Below are 23,389 nucleotides of genomic sequence, written 5' to 3'. Positions count from 1 at the left end.
ATTATGTGCGCATGGATTTCGAGCGCACGTCCAGCCAGACGGCGACCAGAATGACCACGCCCTTGACGATGAGCTGATAGAAATAGGGCACCGACAGCATGTTCATGCCGTTGTTGATGACACCGATGATGAGCGCGCCCAGAATGGTGCCGACCATGGTGCCGACGCCGCCAGCAAGCGAGGTGCCGCCAAGCACGACCGCCGCAATGGCGTCGAGTTCATAGCCCATGCCTGCATTGGTCTGTGCTGAGGACAGGCGTGATGAGAGCAAGATGCCGCTGATGGCTGCCATGACGCCGGAGAGCATGAAGACGATGATCTTGATGCGGTCGACGCGGATACCCGAATAGATCGCCGCTTCCTTGTTGCCGCCCGAAAGATAGATGCGGCGGCCGAAAACGGTCTTCGACAGCAGGATATAATTGAAGATGAACAGGATGCCGACGATCCAGATGATGATCGGCAGACCGAGCCAGTTTTCCGAGCCGATGGTAAGCCAGGTATCGTTTTCGATGATTTCAGGCGCGCCATTGGTCGGCAGACTGACCATGCCGCGATAGATGCCCATTGTCGCAACCGTCACGATGAAGGATGGCAGCATCAGCTTTGCCGAAAGCACGCCGTTCAGGCCACCCATGATGGCGCCCGCCGCAAGGGTGAAAACGACCGTCGGCACAAAGCCGAAGCCCATGGCGAAGGCTTGCGCTGCCACCATGCCGGAAACTGCGATGATCGAGCCGATGGACAGGTCGATTTCGCCGAGCAGGATCACATAGGTCATGCCATAGGCAGCAACGGCGATCACCGCCACCTGCTGCATGATGTTCATGAAGTTGTTGAAGGCGAGAAAGCGCGGGTTCAGCACCGCGAAGACCACGCAGAGCACGGCCAGTGAGATGATGATGCCGCCATACTGGCGAACCAGCGGGGAGGAGAAAAGCGAACGGCGGACTTCCGCGTCCACGGCTTTCTTCTGAATATTTTGTGCGTTGCTCATATGTGCATTCCTGCTGCGTAGCTCATGACGGTTTCGGGCGTAAGACCATCGGCATCGACAATGGCGGCGACATGCTTGTTATGCATGACGGCCACGCGGTCGCTCAGGCCCAGCACTTCCGGCAGTTCGGAGGAAACCATCAGGATCGCCGCGCCATTGGCGGCAAGTTCACGGATGATGCGATAGATTTCGAATTTCGCGCCGACATCGACGCCGCGTGTCGGCTCATCGAGAATGAGAATGCGCGGCTTTGTCTGCAGCCACTTTGCCAGCACGATCTTCTGCTGGTTGCCGCCGCTGAGCGACCCGGCAACCGTGTCGATGGATGCTGTCTTGATGGCAAGACGCAGTACTTCCGCCTTGGCGGCGGAGCGCTCTGCTCTGGAACGCATCAGGCCGAAAGGCCCTGCAAGCTGTCCGAGCCCAACCATGTTGATGTTGCGCTCAACGCTATGCGGAAGGACAAGGCCTTCTTCCTTGCGGTTCTCGGTCACGAAAGCAATGCCGTTGCGGATGGCGTCGGTCGGTGAGGAGAGGGTGATAACCTCTCCGTCCAGCCTGATTTCGCCCGTGGGCCGCAGCATACCGAACAATGCCTTCATCACGTCCGAACGGCCGGAACCGACCAGTCCGAAAAGACCCAGAACTTCGCCGGGTTTCACGTCGATGGAAACATCGCTAAATTTGCCCGCAACCGAGAGGTTCTTCGTTTCAAGTATGGGCGGCACGCTTGCCGATGGTCTCGGCGCTTCGCGCGGCGGATAGATGTCGTTCATCTCACGGCCGACCATCAGGGCGATCAGTCGCTCGATCGTGGTCTCACTCTTCTCGGTTGTCGTTACATATTCGCCATCGCGAACGACCGTAATGTCGTCGGAAAGCCGCATGATTTCTTCCATGCGATGCGAAATATAGATGACGGCTGTGCCCCTGGCTTTCAGGCGCTCGATAATCGAAAACAGGATTTCCGCTTCGCTGTCTGAGAGCGATGAGGTCGGCTCATCCAGAATGACGACGTCAGCAGGCTGGCTCAGGCCCTTGGCGATTTCGACGAGCTGGCGCTGGGCAATCGACAGGTCGCCAACCTTTGCGCGTGCATCGACAGGCAGACCAAGCTCATCGATGAGCTTGTCGGCAGCGGCGTTCAGTTCGCGCTCCCGCACAAAACCGAAGCGGCTTGGCTCATGATTGGCGAAGATGTTTTCGGCCACGCTGAGATTGCGCGACAGGCTCAATTCCTGAAAGACGATGGCAGTACCATTTGCACGGGCATCGCGCGGGTCTTTCGGCGCATAGGCCGCGCCCTTGAGCAAAATGGTGCCGGAGGTTGGCTTGAAAACGCCAGCCAGAATCTTCATCAGCGTGGATTTGCCGGCGCCGTTTTCGCCAAGAAGCGTATGCACGCGGCCGCGGCGCACGGTCAGGTTCATGCGCTTGAGCGCGATGACCGGGCCGAAGGATTTCGCCACATCGCGAATTTCAAGCACCGTATCCGGCAGGGCGTTTCGTTCGGATCTGGTGGCTGTCTCGGTATCTGTCACTTTGGGGGCCTCCACTCTCCGTTATTCAGTTTCGCAGTGGATTTTAAGATCGATCCCGAGCGAAGTCTGCAATTCAAAAGGGTTGCGGCGGCGGCAAGGCGTGTGGTGTTCGCCGGGCCGCCGCACGCAGATAGGAAACAGCGACTGGGAGGAGTGTCGCTGTTTCACGCGGTGTTACTTGGTTTCGCCGTCCTTGGTGACGACGCCCGGAACGATTGGCTGCTTGGCTGGAACTTCCTCGCCCTTGATGACCTTGGCAGCGGTTTCAACTGCAACCTTGCCCATCTGGTCCGGGTACTGGGCGATAACGCCGACCATGACCGGGTCGCTTTTGACGGCATTGCGGGCTTCTTCCATGCCATCGAAGCCGATCACCTTGACCTGGTTTTCAAGCTTGGCCGACTTTACTGCCGAGGCAGCAGCCAGCGCAGCGTCGTCACCGAAACCGAAGATGCCGACAATATCCGGATTGGCCTGAAGGATGTTCTGGGCAGCCGAAAGAGCTTCCGGACGGGTGATGCCCGGCTGGATCGCCACGATCTTGATGTCGGGATATTTGGCAATGCCCTTCTTGAAGCCTTCAATACGGTCCACGACCGACTGAACCGTCGGATAATCGATCACGGCGACGTTGCCCTTCTCGCCGATGGACTTTGCCATCAGTTCGGCAGCCTTTTCACCGCCTGCGAAATTGTCCGTGCCCACAAAGGAGGTCACATCGACATTGTTGGCCGGTACGTCGACAGTAATGACCTTGATGCCAGCCTTTTCAGCCTTGTTGATGGCCGAGCGAACGCCCTTGCTGTCAACCGGCGAGATGATGATGACGTCAACGCCCTTGGTGATGAAATCTTCCACATCAGCAAGCTGCTTGCTCAGGTCCTGATTGGCGATGGAGACTTCCAGCGGTACATTTTCTGCCTGCGCTTCCTTCTTCATCGCGTCTGCGAGCGAGATGTAGAACGGATGCTGCTGGGTGAGAAGCGATGCGCCGATGCCTTCGGCAGATGCAGCACCTGCCATCATTGCCAGAGCTACACCGGAAAAGAGAATACGGCTGAGCGATTTGCGAAACATGATTTCCTCCGAATGACCGGCGCTCGCCGGGGCGTCCTTCTATGGGACATGAACAACGGTTTTCCTGCTGGTCCGTCAGTTGTCGCCAACTTCAAACCTCCCGAAGGGCAGGGCCTTCAGCTCGTGATTGAGCTCCCCTAGACATGCTAGAGCTTGTTCAGTGTGTCAATATAAAATTTTTCACGTGTAAAAATTATAACGATTGAATTTGGGCAGGTTACATAGGCGTGAACTGCAGTAAGCACGTGAAGGCGTGGACTACTGATCACTGATGTGTTGAAACTTGTTGCTTCCGGGCGGAAATAAATTTACGCATGAAAAGAAAAGTGGGTGGCGCCGAAAAAACGCTTCGATACCCCAATGGGAAAAGCAGGGCATGACCGAACAGAAGATCAGGACGATGGAAGAGTTCGCGGCGGCAAGCGGATTGTCTCGTCCTACGGTCTCGAAATATTTCGACAATCCTGAAAGCGTAAAGCCTTCCACGCGGGCTCGTATCGAAAAGGCGTTGAAAGACTATAATTATCAGCCCAACATTTTTGCAGTCAGCCTCAATCGCAAGAAGCCGAAGAACATCGGCGTTATCGTTCCGCATATATCCGATCCATTCTACGCGGAAATCATTCGCCAGATCGAGATGCGCTGTCTGGCGGAGGGCTACTGGACCATCGTGCTGTCATCTCATGGTGAGAGAAAACTCGAAGCGCGGGCGATGCGCACCTTGATGTCTCTCAAGATTGCGGGTGTTCTGATGGCTCCGCTCGGTTTCGATACGGATGAGAAGCTTCTTTCCAGTCTGTCGAACTCGACACCTGCAGTTTTCCTGGACAGCCGTATCAGCGACGATCAGCCGTTCGTCGGCACGGATAATCGTCAGAGCATAGGGAATATCACCGAGTATCTCTATCGAACGGGGGAACACCCCTGCTTCCTCGAAATGCCGGCCGTAAACCAGAATGCGCTGGAACGGCGTTCGGCCTATATCGAAACCATGGAAAGGCTTGGCGTTGAACCGATCGTCCTTCCCATAGAAGCAAAGAACTGGAATTTCGAGGAACTGGGCTATCAGGAGGCAGGCCGGATTTTTGATCGCGGCGGGTTTCCGACGCGCACGGTTCTGTGTGCCAATGATCGTCTGGCCTTCGGCGTGATCTCCGCCGCCTTCGAGCGTCGGCGCCATGTCGGACGCGAAGAGGGCTGCGATCTTCGTGTTGCCGGTCACGACGACCATCCTCTCAGTCGCTTCACCTGTCCGCCGCTGACGACGGTTGCGCAGGATTATCGGCAAATCGCGCAATTGGGTCTCGATATGCTTTTCTCGCGGATCAATGCGCAGGAAAGCGGGGTAGCCGTCGAGAAGGAAATTCGCCGTCTCGATAGCCACCTCATCATGCGCGGCTCTGCGTGATGCCACCGAAAAGCCTCCTGAAAGCCGGAATATACACAGTTTTGCCATGCGTTAGCCATAATTGATGGGCGAAAATACGCCTATTCGCGCAACCTTTCGCGTCTTCTGACAGCTCAAAGCTTCTTTTCGGCACTCTGCCTTAATTAAGGATGCCGCTTGGACTGAAACCAGTCCCTCTCGACCTTTCCGGCGAAAGAATTACTCTGCCGCTCCCTAGATTTTTTCCATGCTCGCCTATGTGGATATGTAGGCAGCAGGGAGTTGTGCGGCACACGGATTGCTGCAAGACTTGCAACCTATATCTGACCATATCTGGCCATATCTGGAATGCCTCGAAATTGGTGAGCGGTTAATCCGCCCGGCTTCCCTGCACATATGACGGGATGCCGGTTGTGCTAGAAGGGGGTAATGTCTTGCTTATCTGGTTAACTTCTATTGTTCTTTTCCTGATCGGGCTTGCGCTCGGCGCGGGAGGCATCTGGCTCGCCGCACTCGGCGGTAGCTGGTATTACATACTCGCGGCGATCGGCTTTCTGCTGACCGCCGTTTTGCTTTCCCGGCGCAGCGCCACAGCATTATGGGTCTATGCGCTTGTCATTCTTGGATCGCTCGGCTGGGCCGTTTATGAAGTCGGCTTCGATTGGTGGCAGCTTGGCGCACGCGGCGGCATCATCGTGCTGCTCGGCTTCTGGATGCTGACGCCCTGGATCAGGAAACCATTGAATAACGGAGCAGGCGATAGCGGTCTGCCATTGGCTGCAGCCTCGGTGATCGCAGTCGTGGTCGCAGGCTATGCGATAACACAGGATAGCTACAATATTGCCGGAGACCTGCCGACGGAGAAGGTCGCTGCAACGCCCGATCTTGGTGGCAACGTACCCGATGGTGAATGGCATCAATATGGTCGAACGCCTTACGGTCAGCGCTATTCGCCACTGGCACAGATAACGCCGGAGAATGTCTCCAGGCTTCAGGTCGCCTGGCAGTATCAGACCGGCGATGTGAAGCAGCCGCAGGATGTGGGCGAAACGACCTATCAGGTCACGCCGCTCAAGATTGGCGATTCCCTTTATCTCTGCACGCCGCATAACTGGGCTATTGCGCTGGATGCGGCGACCGGCAAGGAAAAGTGGAAATTCGATCCCAAGGTCGGTTTCAATACAGACCGCCAGCACCAGACCTGCCGTGGTGTGAGCTACTGGAAAGATACGACCGCAACGGCTGGAGCGAAATGCGCCGAGCGTGTCTATCTGCCGACATCTGATGCGCGATTGATTGCACTGGATACGGCCACCGGAGAAATCTGCACGGATTTCGCCAATGGTGGAACTCTCGATCTCAGCCACGGCATGAAATACAATCCGGCAGGGTATTACTACTCCACTTCGCCCCCTGCGGTCGTCGGCGACAAGATCATCGTTGGCGGTGCCGTCAACGATAATTATTCGACGGAAGAACAGTCGGGCGTCATTCGCGCATTCGATATCCGCACCGGCCAACTGCTGTGGAACTGGGATTCAGGCAATCCGGATGTCACCACGCCGCTGCCGGAGGGTGAGCACTACACGACCAACTCACCCAATAGCTGGTCCGTTTCAAGCGTCGATGAGAAGCTCGGGCTGATCTTTGTTCCGCTCGGCAACAAGGTGCCCGACCAGCTTGGTATGGACCGCAGCGAGAATGTGGAGAAGTTTTCCTCGTCCATCGTCGCTCTCGATGTGAACACCGGACAGCTTCGCTGGGTGCGCCAGACAGTTCACCATGATCTATGGGATATGGACGTTCCAGCCCAGCCGGTCCTGCTGGAAATCAACGGGGTTCCGGCACTGGTCGGACCGACGAAGCAGGGCGATCTCTATGTTCTGGATCGACGCACTGGCGAGCCGATCATTCCAGTCAGGGAAATTCCTGCTCCGACAGGCGCGATACCCGAGGACCATACTGCGCCGACGCAGCCGATCTCCGATCTTACTTTCAGTCCGCCGCCCTTGCGCGAAAGTGACATGTGGGGTGTGACGATGTTCGATCAGCTCGCTTGTCGTATCAAGTTCCACGAGCTGTTCTATGAAGGCCGATATACCCCGCCTTCGCTGCGCGGAACGATTGTCTATCCAGGCAATTTCGGTGTGTTCAACTGGGGCAGCGTTGCTGTCGATCCGGTGCGGCAAGTCATGTTCGGTATGCCGACCTATCTCGCCTTCACCTCGCGCCTCGTTCCACGCGCGGACATTCCGCCGAAAGGACAGGATGAAAAGGGAAGCGAGCAGGGCCTGAACCGCAACGACGGCGCCCCTTATGGCGTCTTCATGGGACCATTCCTGGGCCCACTCGGTATTCCCTGCCAGACGCCGCCATGGGGTTATGTCGCTGGTGTTGACTTGCGAACCGGCAAGATTGCCTACAAGCATCGGAATGGAACGATCCGCGATATGTCACCGGTTCCACTTCCGCTGAAGGTCGGCGTCCCGGGCATTGGCGGACCGATGATCACCGCAGGCGGCGTTGCCTTCCTTGGTGCAGCCGTGGATGATTATCTGCGCGCCTATGACCTGACTTCGGGCAAGCAGCTCTGGGAAGCACGGCTTCCTGCTGGCGGGCAGTCGACGCCAATGAGCTATACGGTCGGCGATCAGCAATTCGTTCTGATGGTTGCCGGCGGGCATGGTTCTGTTGGCACCAAGCCCGGCGATTATGTGATCGCCTATACTCTGCCGAAAGGCTGAGCCGGTGATGTGAAAGAAAAGCGCCGGGAGTGATCCCGGCGTTTTATTTGCAGACCTTAAATTTTACCGTGCAGCAATTCACCTTTGCGTGGAGCCGGGCGTTTGCGGCTTTCCACGCTGTTTTCTGCGAGCTGGTGAATGATCGGGCAATCGGGGCGGTTGTCCCCGTGGCAGTTTTTCGCGAGGTAGCGCAGCGTATCAGCCATTTCCTGCAACTGACGCATCTTGGCTTCCAGCTCCTCGACATGGCCAAGCGCTACCTTCTTGACGTCAGCCGATGCGCGGTTGCGATCGCGCCAGAGCGTCAGCAGTTCCTTGATCTGTTCAACCTGAAAACCGAGATCGCGGCTGCGGCGGATGAAGCGCAGCGTCTCAACGTCTTTCTGCGTATAGACGCGATAGCCCGAACCGGTTCTCTCGGCAGCTTCAATGAGTCCGATCGTTTCATAATGGCGGATCATCTTCGCCGATATGCCAGATGCTGCAGCTGCCTGCCCTATATTCATCCCGTTCCTCGCTGGCTGGTTATTTGCAAGGATATAGGAATGCAGAGACGTCTTTCAAAGAGGCTTATGCGTTCAGATGGCTCGTCCGGAACGTTTCATGAGGTAATGTTCAATTGCCTGAAACCCATCAAAGATGAGTATGGCAAGTGCAGCCACGACGAGCCCTCCTTGCAAAACAAAAGCAAGATTGTTGGAAATGAGCCCGGCGATGATGACTTCTCCAAGTGTTCTGGCAGCGACAGTCGAGCCAATGGTAGCCGTTGCAAGGCCGATCACAACGGAAAGTCTGATACCCGCCAGAATAACCGGCATGGCAAGCGGAACCTCGACTTTGACAAGCCGTTGCGCGCTGGTCATCCCCATGCCGCGTGCAGCTTCGACAACCGGAGGCGGCAAAGTCGTTAGTCCTGTCAGTGTATTTTCAAAAATCGGAAGCAGACCATAGAGGAAGAGTGCAATCAGGGTCGGCTTGTCTCCGAAACCGAAGACCGGCACTGCAAGTGCCAGCACTGCAACTGGAGGAAAGGTCTGGCCGATATTCACAAGGCTGCGTGAGAGTGGCAGAAACTCTGCGCCCTGCTTTCTGGTAACAAAGATTGCCATCGAGACGGCTACAATCGTGGATGCAAGTGCGGCCAGAGCGACCAGGCCGAGATGCTGCAAAGTCAGTGTCACGAAGTTTGCACGATCATAAATGACCGGGACGCCCTCATCGACGAGCGGTCGAAACAACGGCTCGAAAAGATGGGGCCGCCACAGAAACAGCAGCAGAACGCCCAGAAGCAGCGCACGCGGAACAAGGGACAGGAACAACCTCATGCCGGACGCTCTGCCTGATGCAGGAGCCTGTCGAGCGTAACTTGTCCAAGTGGTCTTCCATCATGATCAAGAACGGGAAGAGCCTTGCGTCCTGACCACAGAAGCTCGGCAAGGGCATCGCGTTGCGACGCTGTTACAGGCATTGTTGCACCGCTTGCATCACCGGGCTGGAGCACGGTTTTAAGGTCCATGAGAGAGAGGAGGCGGAAAGGCCGTTCGCCCGTACCGACAAGACGTTCGACGAAATCGGTTGCCGGACGGGCAAGAATTTCTGCCGGTGGACCATATTGCAGCAATTTTCCGTCATCCATGACGGCGATACGATCACCCAGCGATATGGCTTCCTCCATGTCGTGCGTGACAAGGATTATGGTCGTGCCGAGCCGCTTCTGGATCGCCTTCAGATCTTCCTGTGCCTTGGCTCGGATTACCGGATCGAGTGCCCCGAATGGCTCGTCCATGAGAAGGATGTTCGGCCCGGCAGCGAGTGCGCGTGCCACACCGACGCGTTGCTGTTGCCCTCCGGAAAGTTCATGCGGATAGCGGTCGCGATAGTCCGCTGGTTCAAGCTGGAAGAGGTCAAGCAGTTCATCCACACGTGTATCGATGCGCCGTTTCTGCCATCCAAGCAGAAGGGGAACCGTCGCTATGTTTTCCGCGACGGTACGATGCGGAAAAAGTCCGTTCTGCTGGATGACGTAACCGATCTGCCGCCGCAGAACATGACCAGGTTCGTCCATGATGCTGCGGCCATCGATGCGGATTTCTCCGTCGGTCGGCTCGACCAGACGATTGACCATCCGCAGGAGGGTCGTCTTGCCGGAACCTGACGTCCCGACAATGGCAGCAATACTGTGGGGTTCGATGGTGAAGCTCACCGCGTCCACCGCTGCGCGTCCGTTATAGCGCTTCGTGATATGGTCAAACTCGATCATTGGGAGCTGCCTTTCCCGGTGATTTCTATCGCTGCATCGAGAATGACAGCAGCCGCAAAGGCGAGGAGAACGGTAGGCAAGGCACCCAGCAGAACAAGATCCATGGCCGTTTGCCCAATGCCCTGAAAGACGAATGTTCCGAAGCCGCCGCCACCAATCAATGCCGCAATGGTCGTCAGGCCGATATTCTGCACCATGACGATACGTATGCCGGTGAGAATAACGGGAAAAGCGAGCGGAAATTCCGTTTTGAAGAGGCGTTGCAGGCGCGTCATGCCCATGCCGCGGGCTGCGTCCGTTACCGGCTCCGGCACCTGTGCCAGCCCTGCGACGGTATTTGCCACGATAGGCAGCAGCGAATAGAGGAAAAGCGCAACGAATGCCGGTGCAGCGCCGATACCACGGATACCGATAGCACCCGCCCAGGGAAACTGCGTGGCGACCCAGCCGAGTGGCGCAATCAAAATACCGAACAGGGCCATCGATGGAATGGTCTGCACGATATTGAGGCTGTTCAGAACGAAAGCGCGCAACCCGGCCAAGCGATGGCAGACAAGCCCCAGCGGAATGCCCACTGCGGTCGCCGCTGCAAGCGACCCCAAAGCCAGGGCTATATGTCGTTCGGCTTCGTTCCAGAAGCTGTCCGCGCGGCTTTGATATTCCTTCATGAATGAGATGCTGTCCCAGAGGCCTGAGGAAAGCAGCGCGGCCAGAAGTAATCCTGCAATGACCAGCAGTCCGACCCGTAAAAACGGACCGGCACGCAACCGGACCAGCCCATCCGCGACATAAAGTGCGCTCGCAAAAAACAGCAGCCAGAAACCGGAAGCCGGAGAAACGCGCGCATATCTGCTTCCTTCAGGCGACAGATATGACGCGGCCAGGCCGATTGCCACCATGACGGATGTGAGGCAGAACAGAGCCGCGAACAGCCGCAACAAATTGTTGCTGCGGACAAAGCCGATCAGCAGTCCTGCCGCTACGACAGCGGCGAACAGCAGCGCCAATGAGGGTGGCAGGGCATCCAAAAGATAACGCGGCTCGCCTTGAACGATGCGGTTTGCCCGAAAGTTTGCGAATGGCAGAAGCAATCCCGATAAGCCGATTGCCGCAATGACCAGTCCGAGCTTGTCGATATATGCAAACAAGCCCCTCGTGCCATTTGCCTGGATCGTCTGGTGTGTTGCACTCATGCCCGGCAATTATCCGTTATCGCGCTCTCTACTTGAGAAATCCGTTGGCTTTAAGAAAATCCTCGGCAACCGCCTTTGCCGGTTCGCCACCCAGTTGCACGCGACCGTTGAGTTCCTGAAGGGTGGTCAGATCGAGTTTCTCGAAGACGGGTTTCAGAAGTTCCTCGATCTTCGGATTTTTCTTCAAGACTTCCTCACGGATGATCGGGGCGGGCTGGTAGACCGGCTGCACATGCTTGTCGTCTTCGAGAACGACAAGTCCGGAAGGCGCGATGCCGCCATCGGTGCCGTAGACCATGGCCGCGTTGGCGCCGCTGGTCTGGTTGGCAGCGGCAGCAATGGTTGCAGCCGTGTCCCCGCCTGAAAGTGTGATGAGCTGGTCGGGTTTCAGGGTAAAGCTATAGGCGGTCTGGAAAGCGGGCAGGGCTGCTGCCGAGTTCACGAATTCCGAGGATGCGGCCAGAATGACCTTTCCGCCGCCTGAAATGTACTTTCCGAATTCGCTCAGGTTCGTAAGCTTGTTTTCGTCGGCGACATCCTTGCGCACCGCAATGCCCCAGGTGTTGTTTGCCGGTGATGGTGCCAGCCAGACGATCTTGTTGGCATCGTAATCGAGCTGCTTTGCAGTCTCATAAGCTTTGGCTGGGTCTTTCCAGAGCGGGTCGTCAGCCTTGTTGAAGAAGAAGGCGGCATTGCCCGTATATTCGGGATAGATGTCGATTTCGCCAGCGGTGATCGCCTTGCGAACGACCGGCGTGGCGCCGAGCTGGATGCGATCAGTGGTCTGGATACCATTTGCATTGAGAATGGCCAGAATGATGTTGCCAAGGACGCCGCCCTCAGTGTCGATCTTGGAAGACACGACCACCTGTGCCTGCGCGAGGCTGGGAAACTGAACTGCGCCTGCAAAGAGGGCAAGTGCGATGGCACTTCCCTTGAATAGGTTTCTGTACGACATGCTCATCATCCCATCGCGCTGGTTTTTCCTTGTGAAGGTAAACTATAGCGCCAACGGGAAAAGGAAACCGCCGTTCGACACCCCTCCTGACAGCAGGCTGGCAGGAGGGGTAATGTCAAAAGGCTGGATCAGGCAGCAAAATCGTTTTGCGTGCCGTGTGCTTCAATAGCCTGTGCAAGACGCTGCAGCGCATGGACATAAGCTGCCGAGCGAACCGTCACATTGTGCTGCTTGGCATGGTTCCAGATGGCGCGGCCTTCACGTTCCATGATGGTTTTCAAGCGCTCGTGGATTTCTTCAAGCGTCCAGTAATAGCCCTGACGGTTCTGCACCCATTCGAAATAGGAAACTGTCACGCCACCGGCATTGGCCAGAATATCCGGCAGAACGATGACGCCATTTTTCGCAAGGATTTCGTCTGCTTCCGGTGTCACTGGACCATTTGCAAGCTCGACAATAAGCTTTGCCTTGATGGAAGCTGCGTTGTCGGCATGGATCATGTTTTCCATGGCGCTTGGCACCAGAACATCGCAGTCGGCTGCAAGCAATTCATCGGGAGTGATGGCTTCATGGCCGTTCTTGCCAGCTGTCGAGACAACCGACTTGTTCTGTGCTTTCGCTTCCAGAAGAGCATCGAGATCAAGGCCGTTGGCGCAATAAACAGCACCTGACGAATCCGATACGGCAACGATCTTGTGACCATCGCTAGCCATCAGCTTGGCGATGAACTGACCGGCATTGCCGAAGCCCTGAACCGTGACGCGAAGCTGCGCAGCAAGGCCCAGATCGTGTGACAGATGGCGCACGAGATAAAAGCCGCCGCGCGCCGTGGCATCATTGCGTCCAAGCGAACCGCCAAGCGCCAGCGGCTTGCCGGTGATGACGGCAGGCGAGGACTGTCCGACGATCTGGGAATATTCGTCTGCCATCCAGCCCATGATCATGGAATTGGTGTAGACATCCGGTGCCGGAATGTCGCGATCCGGCCCGATAATACCGGAGAAAGCCTGGATATAGGCGCGCGAAAGACGCTCCAGCTCAGCCTTTGAGAGTTGACGTGGATCGACCTGAATTGCACCCTTTCCGCCGCCATAAGGCAGGTTCATGACTGCGCATTTGAAAGTCATCCAGAAGGCCAGCGTTTCAACCTCTTCCGCGGTCGATTCCGGATGATAGCGGATGCCGCCCTTCGTCGGTCCGCGCGTGTCGTCGTAGCGGCAGCGCCATGCAAGAAAGGATTTGCGAGAACCATCATCCATGCGGATCATCAGTCGCACTTTCATGGTCTCACGTGCATATTTCAGCTTCTCGATGACGTCCGCATCGATGTTGATGTGGCCTGCAGCCTCGTCCAGACGGACAAGTGCACTTTCGAGTAGATTCTCCTTAGTCACGGAATCACCTTTCTTGCGTTTCTTTTATTTTGGACGCGATTTTACGAAAGAATGCGTAGTCTTTTGCGCAATAAAAGAAAAGGGAAAAGGACAATAATGTTGTCCTATTTTACAGGGGCGATTTTTGAAACTGCTTTGCCGTCAGGTTGCAGACGCGGGCCCACTTGTATGAGGTGGGCGAGATGTCGCGAAATGGTGGGCATGTCGTATTTGTGGCGTCTTTTGACGCAAGCCTGCTGTCGGGTTTGAAACGGAAACAATAGAAATATCATCAAAGGCTTCGCTTGTGCCGACAGGGCGCTTGCGGTCGCGAAACTGGTGGTTGTCTATGTCCCGTTTTTCTGCAGCTTCTATTATTAAAAATGCGCTTTCCGGCAACAAGAACTGGAAGCCGCAATGGCCGAATGCCGAACCCAAGGCCGAATATGACGTGATCATCGTCGGCGCTGGCGGGCATGGTCTGGGTGCGGCCTATTATCTGGCCAAGGAACATGGCATCACCAATGTCGCGGTCATCGAAAAAGGCTGGCTTGGCGGCGGCAATACCGGGCGCAACACCACAATTATCCGCTCCAACTATCTCTATGATGAGAGCGCACATCTCTACGAACATGCGATGAAGCTGTGGGAAGGCTTGAGCCAGGACCTCAACTACAATGTCATGTTCTCGCAGCGCGGCGTGATGATGCTGGCGCATACGGTGCATGATGTGCAGAGCTTCAAGCGTCACATCCATGCCAACCGCCTCAACGGCATCGACAATGAGTGGCTGACCAAGGAGCAGGCGAAGGAATATTGCCCGCCGCTCGATATTTCAGCCAATGCGCGCTATCCGGTCGTCGGTGCCACCTTACAGCGGCGCGGCGGCGTGGCCCGTCACGATGCGGTTGCATGGGGCTATGCACGCGGCGCGACGGAGCGCGGCGTTGATATCATCCAGAATTGCCCGGTCACGGCCATTCGTCGCGATGCGTCGGGTCGCGTGACCGGCGTGGATACGCCACGCGGTTTCATCAAGGCGAAGAAAGTGGCGGTTTCCGCTGCTGGCAGCACATCGATTGTCATGGATACGGCAGGCGTGCGTATGCCGCTTGAAAGCTTTCCGCTACAGGCGCTCGTGTCCGAGCCGGTCAAGCCGATCTTCCCATGTGTGGTCATGTCCAACACGGTTCATGCCTATATCAGTCAGTCCGACAAGGGCGAGCTGGTGATCGGTTCCGGCACGGACCAATATGTGTCCTACAGCCAGCGCGGCGGCCTGCCGCTGATCGAGCATACGCTTGCGGCCATCTGCGAAGTCTTCCCAATCTTCACCCGTATGCGAATGCTGCGCAAATGGGGCGGTATTGTTGACGTCACGCCGGATCGTTCGCCGATTATCGGCAAGACGCCGGTTCCGGGCCTGTTTGTCAATTGCGGCTGGGGTACCGGCGGCTTCAAGGCGACGCCAGGTTCGGCGCATGTCTTTGCCCATACGATCGCACGCGACGAACCACACTGGATCAACGCACCGTTCACGCTTGAACGCTTCACCACCGGTCGCCTGATCGATGAAGCGGCTGCTGCCGCCGTCGCGCACTAAGGGAGGTATGATATGCTTTTAATCCGTTGCCCTTATTGCGAGATGGAACGTCCTGAGCTGGAATTCGCCTATGCGGGCGAAGCGCATATTGCGCGTCCAGCCGACCCATCGACACTGACCGATGATGAATGGCGCGACTTCCTGTTCACGCGCTCCAATCCGCGCGGCACCCATTATGAACGCTGGCGGCATATCAATGGCTGCGGCCGCTTTTTCAATGCGGTGCGCGATACGGTGAGCGACAAGTTTGTCACCACCTACAAGGCCGGTGAGCCCCGTCCTGCTTTGGCAGAAACTCCGGCTGCGGAGACGAAATGATGACCGATATGCGCATTCATAACAAAGGCCGTGTCAACAAGACCAAGTCCGTGCGATTCAGCTTCAACGGCAAGACCTATTCCGGTTTTGAAGGTGACACACTGGCATCCGCGCTGCTTGCCAATGGCGAACATCTGGCCGGTCGTTCGTTCAAATATCACCGCCCGCGCGGCATTCTTTCTGCCGGTTCCGAAGAGCCGAATGCACTGATGGGCGTCTCGCGTGGACCAGGTCGGTTTGAGCCGAACACCCGCGCAACGGTGCTGGAACTCTATGATGGTCTCAAGGCCGAAACCCAGAACCATTGGCCGTCGCTGAAGCACGATGTCGGCGCGATCAATGATGCGTTCTACATGTTCTTCTCGGCAGGCTTTTACTACAAGACCTTCATGTGGCCGAAAAGCTTCTGGAACAAGGTTTATGAGCCTTTCATCCGTGGCGCTGCCGGTCTTGGCAAATCGCCGTCCGAGCCCGATCCGGACACCTATGCCAGCCGCTATGCTTTCTGCGATGTGCTGGTTGCCGGTGGTGGACCTGCCGGTCTGGCCGCCGCCCTTGAAGCCGCAAAGAGTGGCGCGAAGGTCATCCTCGTCGACGAGCAGGCCGAATTTGGCGGCTCGCTTCTGTCGGAACCGGAGCCGGTCATCAATGGCCGCGCAAGCTGGGACTGGCTGAACGAAACCATAGCGGCCCTTAAAGCCAATCCGAATGTCACGCTTTTGCCGCGCACGACGGCCATCGGCTATTACCATCAGAACATGGTTGGTCTTTGCGAACGCCTGACCGATCATCAGGCCAAGCCTGCCTCCAATGCGCCGCGTGAGCGTATGTGGCGCGTGCGCGCAAAACAGGTGGTGCTGGCGCAGGGCGCGATTGAAAAGCCGCTGGTCTTTGCAGGCAATGATCGCCCCGGCGTGATGCTGGCTTCTGCCGCACGCACCTATCTCAATCGCTATGGCGTCAAGGTCGGCAATCAGGCTGTCGTCGTCACCTCGCATGACAGCGCATGGCTTGCGGCTTTCGATCTCGCGGTCGCAGGCGTCAAGGTTCCGGCCATCATCGATGTGCGTTCAAGCGTTGCCGACAGCCTCGTCAATCGCGCAAAAATGCTTGGCATTGAAACACTGACCGGCTGGACTGTGACGGATACCGGCGGACGCCATCGCGTGTCGTCGGTCCGCGCTAATCCGGTTTCTAACGGCTCGGTCGGTGCTGCGCGCACGATTGCCTGCGATGTGCTGCTGATGTCCGGCGGCTGGAATCCGAGCGTGCATCTGTTCTCGCACACGAAAGGCTCTCTCGTCTGGGATGAGGCACGCCAGATTTATCTGCCAGGCGAACGCACCGAGGAAAGCCGCTGCGCCGGTGCAGGCAATGGCAATTTCGACCTGCAGGCTGCATTGCGTGAGGGTGCGGAAGCGGGTGCCGCTGCTGCCAATGATTCCGGACACAAAGCCAAGGTATCGGAATATGCGGTCGCCGGTGATTTTGTCTGCGATGGCGTAAGCTGTCGCGAACTGCCAACCGATCGCGATCCGGGCAAGGCCAAGGCTTTCATCGATTTCCAGAACGATGTGACTGCCAAGGATATTCGTCTGGCCGTGCGCGAGGGTTTCCATTCCATCGAGCACGTCAAGCGCTATACCACCAACGGCATGGCGACCGATCAAGGCAAGACCTCGAACATCAACGGTCTGGCCGTTGCAGCCGATGCGCTCAAGCGCCCAACGCCGCAGGTGGGTCTCACTACCTTCCGCCCGCCCTATACGCCGACGACCTTTGGCGCTTTCTGCGGTTACAATCGCGGCAAGCTGTTCGATGTCACGCGCAAGACACCAATCGATAGCTGGGCCGAACAGCATGGCGCAGCTTTTGAGCCGGTCTCACTGTGGCGTCGCGCATGGTACTTCCCGAAAACCGGCGAAGACATGCATCAGGCCGTGGCGCGCGAGTGCAAGGCGACCCGCCAGTCGCTCGGCATGTTCGACGCCTCAACGCTTGGCAAGATCGAAGTGGTCGGCCCGGATGCCGCGGAATTCATGAACCGCATGTACACCAATCCATGGACGAAGCTTGGTGTCGGGCGCTGCCGTTATGGTCTGCTGCTTGGCGAAGATGGTTTCATCCGCGATGACGGTGTTGTCGGTCGTCTGACGCAGGACCGCTTCCACGTGACGACCACGACCGGCGGCGCCGCGCGTGTTCTCAACATGATGGAAGACTATCTCCAGACCGAATGGCCTGACCTGAAAGTCTCATTGACCTCGACCACCGAACAGTGGGCAGTGGTGGCAATCAACGGCCCGAATGCGCGCAAGCTCATTGAGCCAATGGTTGAAGGTCTGGATATTTCCGATGAAGCCTTCCCGCATATGTCGGTTGCGGAATGCACATTCCTTGGCGTGCCAGCGCGTCTGTTCCGCATGAGCTTTACCGGCGAGCTGGGCTATGAAATCAACGTGCCTGCCCGTTACGGCCTGTCACTCTGGAAGGCGCTCTATGAGGCCGGTCAGCAATATGACATCACGCCTTATGGCACCGAAGCCATGCACGTTCTGCGCGCTGAAAAGGGCTATATCATTGTCGGTCAGGACACTGACGGCACGATTACGCCGGATGATGCAAGCCTTGGCTGGGCTGTCGGCAAGCAGAAGCCGGATTTCGTCGGCAAGCGTTCGCTGGCGCGTCCGGATATGCTGAAAGCGGATCGCAAGCATCTCGTGGGTCTGTTGACCAACGATCCGAAGCTGGTGCTGGAAGAAGGTGCGCAGATTGTTGCCGATCCAAAGCAGGCGCTGCCGATGACCATGCTTGGTCATGTCACCTCGTCCTATTGGAGCGAGGCGCTTGGTCGTTCCATCGCCATGGCAGTGGTCTCCGGTGGCAAGGATCGTATGGGTGAAACGCTTTATATGCCGATGCCTGATGGCACAGTGCATGAGGCTGTGGTTTCGGGAATGGTCTTCTATGACCCCGAAGGAAAGAAACTGAACGGATAACACTACAGCTGCATTCTTCGTGATGCCGGGCTGCAAAGAGCAATTTGTCTGCGTTCCGGTGCTCACGTACCTTTAAGTACGCTCCGCTCCGGTACTCGAAAATCACTCTTTTCGCCACGGCCTGACGAATTTGCAACTGTAGTGATAAGGATTGAACCATGCTTGTTGAGACAAAACCTTATTCGAACCGCAAGGTCGTCATTCCCGGTCGTCTGGAAATCCATGCAGCCGATGATGCCGCCCGTTTCATCCTGCGCATTGCCCCGGCAAAACTGGCCTTGGCCGAAAAGGCACTGGGTGCAAAAATCCCGGCAAAGATCGGCGGTTTGATCCGCACGGACGATATTGCCGTTGCCTGCATCGGACCGGATGAATGGTATATCTGGGCTGATGAAGCCAAGGGTGCTGCGATCACGCAGGCTTTCGCCACGCTTTATGAAACAGAGCCGCACAGCCTGACGGAAGTAAGCCATCGGGAAACCGGCATCGATATTTCCGGTTCGCAGGCCGAATGGCTGTTGAATGCCGCTTCCCCACTTGAGCTTTCGCAGATGAGCTTTCCGGGTGCTGCGCGCACAATCTTTGATCACGCCCAGATCATTCTGTTGAAGTGGGATGCCGATCACTACCGGATCGAAGTGTGGAACTCGTTTGCCGATCACGTCTGGACCTTGCTGGAACTGGCCAGCAACGAGGTTTAACACGCAATCCAATTCATCAAATCGAGACTGAAAACGCCGCCCAACCGGGCGGCGTTTTTGCATTCAAAGCCCAAATTCGGTCTTGCCTTCCATAAATCCATATGTGAAGACTGTATTCACATAAGAAATTCATGAGGAGGGAATTTCCCGATGTCGGAAAGCGAACTGCCGCTGAGCGGGCTTGTCGTTGTCGATATGAGCCAGTTTCTGTCGGGGCCTTATTGCTCGTTGCGTCTGATGGATCTGGGCGCACGCGTCATCAAGATTGAACGGCCCGATGGTGGCGATCTCTCGCGCAGGCTTTATCTGAGCGACACGGAGATCGGCGGCGATTCCACGATTTTTCATGCGATCAATCGCGGCAAGGACAGTCTTGCGATCGACCTCAAAAATCCTGACGATTTGGCTGCTTTGAAAAAGCTTCTCACACAGGCGGATGTGCTGATCCAGAACTTCCGTCCCGGTGTCATCAAGCGTCTTGGCCTTGACTACGACGCCGCTAAAGAAATCAATCCGCGTCTCGTCTATGCATCGATCAGCGGCTATGGCGAAGAGGGGCCATGGGTCGGGCGTCCGGGGCAGGATCTGCTGGCGCAGGCGCGCTCGGGCCTGATGTGGCTCAATGGCGATGAAGGGCAGGGGCCGGTGCCATTTGGTCTGGCGGTTGCCGATATGCTGGCGGGTGCAGCCGCAGCGCAGGGCATTCTTGCAGCACTGGTTCGGCGCGGCATCACCAATAAAGGCTCGCATGTCGAAACCAGCCTTCTCGAAGCGCTGGTTGATTTCCAGTTTGAAGTGCTGACCACCCACCTTAACGATGGTCGTCGTCTGCCAAAACGTTCCGATTTCCGCAGCGCCCATGCCTATCTTGCTGCTCCCTATGGCGTCTATCCGGCAGCGGACGGCTATCTTGCCATCGCCATGATGCCGATTGCGAAACTGGCAGCATTGCTTGAAACAGATGCGCTTTCGCCTTTTATCGACGATCCGAAAGTGGCTTTCGCCAAGCGCGATGAGATCAAGCGTCTGATTGCCGAATGTATTGCCAAGAAAACTGTCGATGAATGGCTCGCCATTCTGGAACCTGCCGATATCTGGTGCGCCCGCGTTCTCAACTGGGAAGAACTGCTCGCAAGCGAAGGGTTTTCGACCCTCGACATGCTCCAGACGGTAACGCGTGAGGATGATGTTTCCATTACCACGACACGTTCGCCGCTGCGCATCAACGGACAACGCCCAAAGGTGGCACGTGCTGCACCGCGCATTGGCGAAAACAGCAAAGAAATTCGCGAGGAGTTCGGTCTATGAGTACGATCAAGCTGAAAGGCATGACCTGGAGCCACCCGCGCGGCTATGATCCGATGGTTGCGGGTGCCGAACAATGGCTTGCTGACAAGGGCGTCGAAATCGAGTGGGAAAAGCGGTCGCTACAGGATTTCGAGACCTTTCCGGTCGAGGAACTGGCCCGCAATTTCGATATGATCGTGATCGACCATCCGCATGTGGGGCAGATCACCAAGGAAGGCTGTCTGCTGCCGCTTGATGTGCCGGGCCGCGAAACGGAACTGAAAGAGCTTGCCGATGGTTCCGTGGGCCAGTCCTTCCCAAGCTATAACTGGCAGGGGCGGCAATGGGCGTTTCCGCTCGATGCAGCAACACAGGTTCAGGCATGGCGTCCGGACCTGATGGATAAGCCAGTCACCTCATGGGGCGAGGTGTTGCGTCTTGCCCGCGCCGGGAAAGTTCTGCTTCCACTGCGCTCGCCGCATTCGCTGATGTGTTTTTACACGCTTGTCGCCAATGCTGGAACACCGTGCGCGGTCGAAGGCGAGCTGATCTCTGTTGAGGATGGTGTCAAAGCTTTCGAGCAACTGCGCGAGATCGCTTCGCTAGTAAAGCCGAAATGCTTCGGCATGGACCCGATTGCCGTGTTTGAGGAAATGGCAAAGCCAGATTCGGATATTGCCTGCTCACCGCTGATCTACGGCTATGTGAATTATGCCATGCCGGGCTTCCGCGATCGCCTGATCCGTTTTGCCGATATTCCAGCGGGTGCGGCGGGTGTTGCTGGTTCTGCTCTGGGTGGCACAGGCATTGCAGTTTCTGCCTTCAGCAAGCATCCTGAAGCGGCAATCGACTTTGCTTATTGGATTGCCAGTGGTGACGTGCAAAAGGGGCTTTATGCGGCGTCCAACGGCCAGCCCGGACATGCAGATGCATGGGAAGACGATACCGTAAACAATGCAACTTCAGGCTTTTATCGCGACACGCGCGCGACGTTGGAAGGCGCATGGGTGCGCCCGCGTCACGATGGCTATATGCCGTTTCAGGAAGCGGCGTCGGAACGCATCAACAAAGGCTTGCGGGAGAATGAGAAGGCGGAGGTCGTCATCGCCGATCTCAACCGGCTTTTCCGCGAAAGCTTCTGATTTATATGGAAAGGCTGGCGGCGTGCCGCCAGCCTGATTGGTTTTATAGTTTCCAGAGGCGCGTTGCATTCTCAGAGAGAAGCAGCGCTTTTTCGTCTTCGCTGCATCCTTCAAGAAGCGCATGGGTTGTGGCCACCCATGTCGAAAGTCCGGCATCGACATTGCTTGCCAGTGTGCAGACAGGCCAGTCGCTGCCCCACACAATCCGCTCCCAGCCGAAGGCCTCAATGACATGCTCCACATAGGGACGTACCGTGTCGACGGTCCAGCTTGTCTGCTCGGCATAGGCCACTACGCCGGAAATCTTTGCCGTCACATTGTCGCGCTGCGCAATCTCGGTAATGCCCTTTTTCCAGCCGTCCAGCGCACCTGACTTGATGTCCGGAACGCCGCAGTGATCGAGCACGAATTGCACGTCCGGGGCAAGATCGGCCAGCGCAAGTACCTTGTCGATCTGATGTGGGAGTGTGCAGAGATCGAAGGTCAGGCCAGTGCCTTCCAGCCGCTTGATATTCTCGCGGAAAAGAACACCCTCGGAAACGTCATCAGGTACGACATGCAGCACACGACGAAAGCCTTTGACGAAAGGATTGCCAAGCTGCAATTCGAGATACTCGGGAAAGCCCGGTTCTTCCGGGCGGCAGGAGGCAATTGCACCTTTTATGAAGCCATCATTCGCGATTGAAATATCCTGAACATGGTGCGTCTCGGCTTGAATGCTATCAGCCGCAACATCCACTTCCATATGCAGTGCTGCCTTGATGCCGCAGCGCTCAGCCTGCTTCCGATAGGTCTCAAACAGAAAATCGCGGTCGAGCGCCGGTACATCCCCCAGCCATGGGTAAGTCAGCGCGCTTTTGTCTATCAGATGCAGATGGGTATCGATAATCATGAAAACTCTCCTCCATTGACATACTTTCAAAAAAGAAGAGAGTTTTCAAATAAGAATTATCGGCATTGCTTAGTCGGTTGCCCCGATATCGGAGCCAACCAGTTTCGACAGGTCTTTGACGGTCTTTTGAAGCAGGCTGATGGTCTGCGTAATGTCGGGTGCTGAAGCCGAATTGACGAGTGTCACATAGGGACAGGTCAGTGAGGCAATGCAAGTACCATCCGGGCCGAGAATCGGGGCCGAGAGATTGTAGACGCCTGCCACCTGAGCGCTGGGCATCATTTCATAGCCACGTTCGCGAATCTGGTCGAGGCGCTCGTAGAAACTCTCATCGAGCTTCACGCTTTCACCGTCTTTTGCATATTCGGCAATCATCATCTTGCGTTCTTCCGGTGACCGGAAGGCGAGAAGCACATGGCCGGAACCGGTATCGAACAGACTGATATGCGAACCGACGCGGATTGAGATGCCCCAGTAATCCGGAGCCTCCTGCTGTGCAATGACAACGACAGATCCCCGGTCAAACACGGCAAGCTGGTTGGCCTGCTTTGAGCGGTCGGCAAGTTCACGCATGAAAGGCGTGGCAAAGGAAGCAAGTCTGCGCACCGGTGCATGAAGGTGTGCAAGACCGAACAGCTTGAGCGTCAGTGAATAGCGGTCGCCCTCGAGCTTGGTCACGTAACCGCGCTTCACCAGGCGATCCAGCATCCGGTAAAACTCGTTGGGGCTGCGGTCGAGGTGTTTGGCAATTTCTGCCTGTGTCAGCCCACCATCCACGCTCGCAAGCAGTTCCAGAATATCCAGTCCTTTGTCCAGCGCGGGCGCGCGGTAGCGATCGTCTGTTTCCAAGTTGGCTCCCCTCATGAATATCCCTCTTCATATACGAACAACCCGGAATGCGAAAGTCGCAAATGTGC

The 23,389-nt window shown here is 56.6% G+C and carries 19 protein-coding genes; 8 read left to right on the top strand and 11 right to left on the bottom strand.

The genetic code is table 11. The features are described from left to right. Nucleotide 1: 1 nt before the first annotated feature. The 3 genes from AC1RHM_RS16920 to AC1RHM_RS16910 form a co-directional block, all read right to left on the bottom strand. The gene (locus tag AC1RHM_RS16920) at nucleotides 2–997 is read right to left on the bottom strand and encodes an ABC transporter permease (protein WP_010658061.1); all 996 of its coding nucleotides are present in this window, start codon (nucleotides 995–997) and stop codon (nucleotides 2–4) included. Then, the gene (locus tag AC1RHM_RS16915; RefSeq protein WP_492332603.1) at nucleotides 994–2,538 is read right to left on the bottom strand and encodes a sugar ABC transporter ATP-binding protein; all 1,545 of its coding nucleotides are present in this window, start codon (nucleotides 2,536–2,538) and stop codon (nucleotides 994–996) included. The genes AC1RHM_RS16920 and AC1RHM_RS16915 overlap by 4 nt, the downstream gene beginning before the upstream one ends. 174 nt (nucleotides 2,539–2,712) lie before the next feature. Further along, complete coding sequence (locus AC1RHM_RS16910) at nucleotides 2,713–3,615, bottom strand: substrate-binding domain-containing protein (RefSeq protein WP_010658063.1); 903 nt, start codon at nucleotides 3,613–3,615, stop codon at nucleotides 2,713–2,715. A 376-nt stretch (nucleotides 3,616–3,991) separates the two neighbouring features. Here AC1RHM_RS16910 and AC1RHM_RS16905 point away from each other — a divergent pair, with 376 nt between their 5' ends. Both AC1RHM_RS16905 and AC1RHM_RS16900 read left to right on the top strand, forming a co-directional pair. Then, complete coding sequence (locus tag AC1RHM_RS16905) at nucleotides 3,992–5,023, top strand: LacI family DNA-binding transcriptional regulator (RefSeq protein WP_010658064.1); 1,032 nt, start codon at nucleotides 3,992–3,994, stop codon at nucleotides 5,021–5,023. Nucleotides 5,024–5,436: 413 nt separating this feature from the next. Beyond that, nucleotides 5,437–7,746, top strand: coding sequence for a glucose/quinate/shikimate family membrane-bound PQQ-dependent dehydrogenase (locus tag AC1RHM_RS16900; protein ID WP_010658065.1), 2,310 nt, complete (start codon nucleotides 5,437–5,439; stop codon nucleotides 7,744–7,746). A 56-nt stretch (nucleotides 7,747–7,802) separates the two neighbouring features. Here the strand turns inward: AC1RHM_RS16900 and cueR are convergent, their stop codons facing one another. The 6 genes from cueR to AC1RHM_RS16870 all read right to left on the bottom strand — a co-directional run bounded on the left by cueR (nucleotide 7,803) and on the right by AC1RHM_RS16870 (nucleotide 13,551). Then, entirely contained in the window at nucleotides 7,803–8,252 is a 450-nt protein-coding gene (gene cueR / locus AC1RHM_RS16895; RefSeq protein WP_010658066.1) for a Cu(I)-responsive transcriptional regulator, read from the bottom strand. A gap of 72 nt (nucleotides 8,253–8,324) precedes the next feature. Continuing rightward, nucleotides 8,325–9,071, bottom strand: coding sequence for an ABC transporter permease (locus tag AC1RHM_RS16890; protein WP_010658067.1), 747 nt, complete (start codon nucleotides 9,069–9,071; stop codon nucleotides 8,325–8,327). Then, nucleotides 9,068–10,006, bottom strand: coding sequence for an ABC transporter ATP-binding protein (locus AC1RHM_RS16885; protein WP_010658068.1), 939 nt, complete (start codon nucleotides 10,004–10,006; stop codon nucleotides 9,068–9,070). Before AC1RHM_RS16885 ends, AC1RHM_RS16890 begins: the two co-directional genes overlap by 4 nt. Beyond that, entirely contained in the window at nucleotides 10,003–11,208 is a 1,206-nt protein-coding gene (locus AC1RHM_RS16880; protein ID WP_376752912.1) for an ABC transporter permease, read from the bottom strand. Before AC1RHM_RS16880 ends, AC1RHM_RS16885 begins: the two co-directional genes overlap by 4 nt. A gap of 19 nt (nucleotides 11,209–11,227) precedes the next feature. Next, nucleotides 11,228–12,157, bottom strand: a complete 930-nt coding sequence (gene osmF / locus AC1RHM_RS16875) for a glycine betaine ABC transporter substrate-binding protein OsmF (protein WP_029375863.1) — start codon at nucleotides 12,155–12,157, stop codon at nucleotides 11,228–11,230. 128 nt (nucleotides 12,158–12,285) lie between these two features. Further along, on the bottom strand, nucleotides 12,286–13,551 hold the full coding sequence (locus AC1RHM_RS16870) for a Glu/Leu/Phe/Val family dehydrogenase (RefSeq protein WP_010658071.1): 1,266 nt from the start codon (nucleotides 13,549–13,551) through the stop codon (nucleotides 12,286–12,288). Nucleotides 13,552–13,879: 328 nt separating this feature from the next. Between AC1RHM_RS16870 and AC1RHM_RS16865 the strand changes: the two genes are divergently transcribed. The 6 genes from AC1RHM_RS16865 to AC1RHM_RS16840 all read left to right on the top strand — a co-directional run bounded on the left by AC1RHM_RS16865 (nucleotide 13,880) and on the right by AC1RHM_RS16840 (nucleotide 21,580). Beyond that, complete coding sequence (locus AC1RHM_RS16865) at nucleotides 13,880–15,133, top strand: sarcosine oxidase subunit beta family protein (protein ID WP_010658072.1); 1,254 nt, start codon at nucleotides 13,880–13,882, stop codon at nucleotides 15,131–15,133. 12 nt (nucleotides 15,134–15,145) lie between these two features. Beyond that, nucleotides 15,146–15,451 carry a sarcosine oxidase subunit delta gene (locus tag AC1RHM_RS16860; RefSeq protein WP_010658073.1) on the top strand — a complete coding sequence of 102 codons (306 nt, stop codon included), beginning with the start codon at nucleotides 15,146–15,148 and terminating at the stop codon, nucleotides 15,449–15,451. Beyond that, nucleotides 15,451–18,450 carry a sarcosine oxidase subunit alpha gene (locus tag AC1RHM_RS16855; RefSeq protein WP_010658074.1) on the top strand — a complete coding sequence of 1,000 codons (3,000 nt, stop codon included), beginning with the start codon at nucleotides 15,451–15,453 and terminating at the stop codon, nucleotides 18,448–18,450. The genes AC1RHM_RS16860 and AC1RHM_RS16855 overlap by 1 nt, the downstream gene beginning before the upstream one ends. 158 nt (nucleotides 18,451–18,608) lie before the next feature. Then, a complete protein-coding gene (locus AC1RHM_RS16850; protein ID WP_010658075.1) occupies nucleotides 18,609–19,151 on the top strand; it encodes a sarcosine oxidase subunit gamma in 543 nt (180 codons plus the stop codon). Nucleotides 19,152–19,301: 150 nt separating this feature from the next. Further along, nucleotides 19,302–20,459: a CaiB/BaiF CoA transferase family protein gene (locus AC1RHM_RS16845; RefSeq protein ID WP_010658076.1), complete on the top strand. Its 1,158-nt coding sequence runs from the start codon at nucleotides 19,302–19,304 to the stop codon at nucleotides 20,457–20,459. Then, the gene (locus AC1RHM_RS16840; protein ID WP_010658077.1) at nucleotides 20,456–21,580 is read left to right on the top strand and encodes an extracellular solute-binding protein; all 1,125 of its coding nucleotides are present in this window, start codon (nucleotides 20,456–20,458) and stop codon (nucleotides 21,578–21,580) included. The genes AC1RHM_RS16845 and AC1RHM_RS16840 overlap by 4 nt, the downstream gene beginning before the upstream one ends. Nucleotides 21,581–21,623: 43 nt before the next feature. On the opposite strand, the gene AC1RHM_RS16835 is transcribed toward AC1RHM_RS16840, so the two are convergent. Further along, nucleotides 21,624–22,472, bottom strand: a complete 849-nt coding sequence (locus AC1RHM_RS16835; RefSeq protein ID WP_010658078.1) for an amidohydrolase family protein — start codon at nucleotides 22,470–22,472, stop codon at nucleotides 21,624–21,626. A gap of 69 nt (nucleotides 22,473–22,541) precedes the next feature. Beyond that, complete coding sequence (locus AC1RHM_RS16830; protein WP_010658079.1) at nucleotides 22,542–23,336, bottom strand: IclR family transcriptional regulator; 795 nt, start codon at nucleotides 23,334–23,336, stop codon at nucleotides 22,542–22,544. Nucleotides 23,337–23,389 lie beyond the last annotated feature (53 nt).

It is taken from the genome of Brucella sp. GW823-FHT04E01 (assembly GCF_058796175.1).
This window is presented reverse-complemented; position numbering and strand designations above follow the sequence as displayed.